Raw genomic sequence first — 3,588 nt, 5'->3', positions numbered from 1 at the left:
GTGGATCGCGGTGTCGGCCCGCCGCACCGGGCGCTCCTGAGCCTCCGGCCCTGCCCCGGACATCCCCCGGCCGGGTCGGGTGCGGACGGCGCGCGAGGCGCGATCTGCACCACATCGCCCTGCTCAGCGGCGGTCTCGTGACCGAGTTCACCGGATGCGGGCGACGCGGGCGCGGAGCGGATCGATAGGGTCGTGACCGTCCGGCAGCACGGTTTGCGTAACCACAGTGGCGTGTGTCGTCAGGAGACTGAAGTAGTGGACCTCTACGAGTATCAGGCGAAGGAACTCTTCGCCGCCCACGGTGTGCCGGTGTTCCCCGGCGAAGTGGTCGACGAGGCAGAACAGGCCCGCGGCGTCGCCGAGCGGATCGGCAACCAGGTCGTGGTGAAGGCCCAGGTGAAGACAGGCGGCCGGGGTAAGGCGGGTGGTGTCAAGCTCGCCACCGATCCGGCCGAGGCGGTGGAGAAGGCCCGGGCGATCCTGGGGCTCGACATCAAGGGACATGTGACGCGCCGGGTGCTGGTCACCGAAGCGTCCGAGATCTCCGAGGAGTACTACTTCTCGTTCCTGCTGGACCGGGCGAACCGCACGTTCCTGGCCATGGCCTCCGCCGAGGGCGGGGTGGAGATCGAGCAGCTGGCCGTCGAGCGGCCCGAGGCGCTGGCGCGGGTGCCGGTGAACCCGCTGGTCGGCGTGGATCTTGACGCCGCGCGGGACATTGTGGCCCGGGCGAACTTCCCCGAGGCCGTGCGGGAGCGGGCCGCCGAGGTCGTGGTGAAGCTGTGGGAGACCTTCGTCGCCGAGGACGCGACGCTGGTCGAGGTGAATCCCCTGGTGCGGGACCCGAAGGACGAGGTCATCGCCCTCGACGGCAAGGTGACCCTCGACGAGAACGCCGCCTTCCGTCACCCGGCGCACGCGGAGCTCGTCGACGAGCGGGCCGAGGACCCCCTGGAGGCCAAGGCGAAGGCCAAGGACCTCAACTACGTGAAGCTGGACGGCCAGGTCGGCATCATCGGCAACGGTGCCGGGCTCGTCATGTCCACGCTGGACGTCGTGGCCTACGCGGGTGAGCGGCACGGCGACGTGAAGCCCGCGAACTTCCTCGACATCGGCGGCGGCGCGTCCGCCGACGTGATGGCCGCGGGGCTGGACGTCGTCCTCGGCGACCCCGACGTCAAGAGCGTGTTCGTCAACGTCTTCGGCGGCATCACCGCCTGCGACGCGGTGGCCAACGGCATCGTCGAGGCGCTTCGGATGCTCGGCGACGAGGCGAGCAAGCCTCTGGTCGTGCGACTCGACGGCAACAACGTCGAACAGGGCCGGCGCATCCTCGCCGAGGCCGGGCACCCGTTGGTGACGCTGGTGGACACGATGGACAGCGCGGCCGACAAAGCCGCCGAACTCGCCGCGGCAGGTGCGTGAACAACATGTCGATTTTTCTGAACAGCGATTCCAAGGTCGTCGTCCAGGGCCTCACCGGCTCCGAGGGCACCAAGCACGCCACCAAGATGCTCGCGGCGGGCACGAACATCGTCGGCGGGGTGAACGCCCGCAAGGCCGGGCAGACGGTCACCGTCGGCGGCAAGGACCTCAGCGTCTTCGGCAGCGTGTCCGAGGCGATGGAGGCCACCGGTGCCGACGTCAGCGTCATCTTCGTCCCGCCGAAGTTCGCCAAGGACGCCGTCATCGAGGCGGTCGACGCGGGGATCGGCCTCGCGGTCGTGATCACCGAGGGCATTCCGGTGCACGACTCGGCCGCGTTCTGGGCGCACGCCTGCGCCAAGGGCAACAAGACGCGGATCATCGGCCCGAACTGCCCGGGCATCATCTCGCCGGAACAGTCCAACGCGGGCATCATCCCGGCCGACATCACCCGCAGGGGCCGGATCGGGCTGGTGTCCAAGTCCGGCACGCTGACGTACCAGATGATGTACGAGCTGCGCGACATCGGTTTCTCCACCGCCATCGGCATCGGTGGTGACCCGGTCATCGGCACCACGCACATCGATGCGCTGGAGGCGTTCGAGGCGGACCCGGAGACCGACGTCATCGTGATGATCGGGGAGATCGGCGGGGACGCCGAGGAGCGCGCCGCCGAGTACGTCGAGGCCCACGTGACCAAGCCGGTCGTCGGCTACGTCGCGGGCTTCACCGCCCCCGAGGGCAAGACGATGGGTCACGCGGGCGCGATCGTGTCCGGCTCGTCGGGCACCGCGCAGGCCAAGAAGGAGGCGCTGGAGGCCTCGGGCGTGAAGGTCGGCAAAACCCCGACCGAGACGGCCGAGCTGGCGCGGGAGCTGTACAAGGCGCGCTGAACGGAGACGGGACGCCGGGCCGGACCCGGTGAGCGGTCGAGGGGCCGGGCTTCACGCGGAGCCCGGCCCTTCTCCTGTAGAAATGCGCTCGCACGCGAAACCCGACGGCGTGGTGCCGCGTCACACGATCGGACACGTCGTCGGATCACGCCGGTGACGCGGGCGTTCCGCGTGCCGACGAGCCCCGCAGACAGGAGAAACGGATGACCTTCCCAGGCGGCGCGCCGGGTGGATACCCGGGCCAGGCCCCCCAGCAGCCGCAGCCGCACCAACCGCAGCAGCGTCAACAGCCGCAGCAGCCCTATCCGGGGGCGGCCCCCTCGCCCGGCGGTGGGGGCCTGAAGCTGTCCCTGCCGCAGCTCCTGTTGTCGGTCACCGCCGGGCTGGGTGCGCTGAACCTGTTCCTCGGGTTCACCTCGCTGGGAGGGGGATTCAGCTTCTACGAGTCGCCCCTGTCCTGGGTCCCGGCGCTGCTGCTGGTCGCCGGGCTGACCGCGGCGCTGTCGCTGCTCCCCGGTGATCAGGAACCGGGGGTGTGGCCCGCGGTCTTCTCGGTCGGGGCCACCGTCCCTTTCCTGTTCGCGATCTTCCAGTTGAACGGCGACCTCGCGGTCGGCGGGATCCTGGTGCTCGTCTTCGCGATCCTGCAGATGCTCGCCGCGGTGGCCGCCTACCTGTTCGACTCGGGCATCGTCCCGATGCCCACCGCGGGGCCCGGGCAGTCCGGCGGACCCGGATTCGGTCAGCAGCCCGGTCCGGCGGGTTTCGGCGGTCCGGGACAGCCCGGGGGATATCCCGGGGCTCCCGGGCCGCAGTCCGGCCACCCCGGTTTCGGCCAGCCGGGCCAGCAGCACCCCGGCCAGCAGCCCGGTCAGCAGGGCGGTCAGCAGGGCGAGCAGTCGGGAGGTGTCCCGCAACCGACCGCGTTCGCGCATCCGATGCCGCCGTCCGGCCAGGCGGGCCAGCCTGCTCCGCAGCCCGGCCACCAGCACGCCGGTCCCGCCGGTCAATCGGGTCAGCCCGGCCAGCAGGGCCAGCAGGGTCAGCAACCGCAGGCCCAGGCGCCCACCCAGTACGCCGCACAGCAGGGCCAGTTCCTCGGCGGGCAGACACCCGACGCGGCACCGGCACCGCAGTGGAACGACAACCCGGGCGAGCAGCAGAACAGTTGAGTCCGCACCCGCCGCCGGCGTCCCGGTCGGTGCCGCGGAGGGCCTGCCCCTCCGGGTGACCCGCGTCGCAGCCGGACCCCCGGTGACGGCGTGGCGCA

Annotated in this window: 3 protein-coding genes; all 3 read left to right on the top strand. The window is 71.0% G+C overall.

Features of this window, described 5'->3' with window-relative positions; translation table 11 throughout:
• Positions 1 to 255: 255 nt before the first annotated feature.
• The 3 genes from sucC to SACHA_RS0109590 all read left to right on the top strand — a co-directional run bounded on the left by sucC (position 256) and on the right by SACHA_RS0109590 (position 3,490).
• A complete protein-coding gene (gene sucC, locus SACHA_RS0109600) occupies positions 256 to 1,425 on the top strand; it encodes an ADP-forming succinate--CoA ligase subunit beta (RefSeq protein ID WP_019809236.1) in 1,170 nt (389 codons plus the stop codon).
• A 5-nt stretch (positions 1,426 to 1,430) separates the two neighbouring features.
• Positions 1,431 to 2,318, top strand: a complete 888-nt coding sequence (gene sucD / locus SACHA_RS0109595) for a succinate--CoA ligase subunit alpha (RefSeq protein WP_028663037.1) — start codon at positions 1,431 to 1,433, stop codon at positions 2,316 to 2,318.
• Positions 2,319 to 2,521: 203 nt separating this feature from the next.
• The gene (locus tag SACHA_RS0109590; protein ID WP_019809232.1) at positions 2,522 to 3,490 is read left to right on the top strand and encodes a DUF5336 domain-containing protein; all 969 of its coding nucleotides are present in this window, start codon (positions 2,522 to 2,524) and stop codon (positions 3,488 to 3,490) included.
• Positions 3,491 to 3,588 lie beyond the last annotated feature (98 nt).

This window comes from Saccharomonospora halophila 8 (assembly GCF_000383775.1).
Lineage (GTDB): Bacteria > Actinomycetota > Actinomycetes > Mycobacteriales > Pseudonocardiaceae > Saccharomonospora > Saccharomonospora halophila.
Note: the sequence above shows the minus strand (reverse complement) of the source record. Positions and strands in the feature narration are given on the sequence as shown.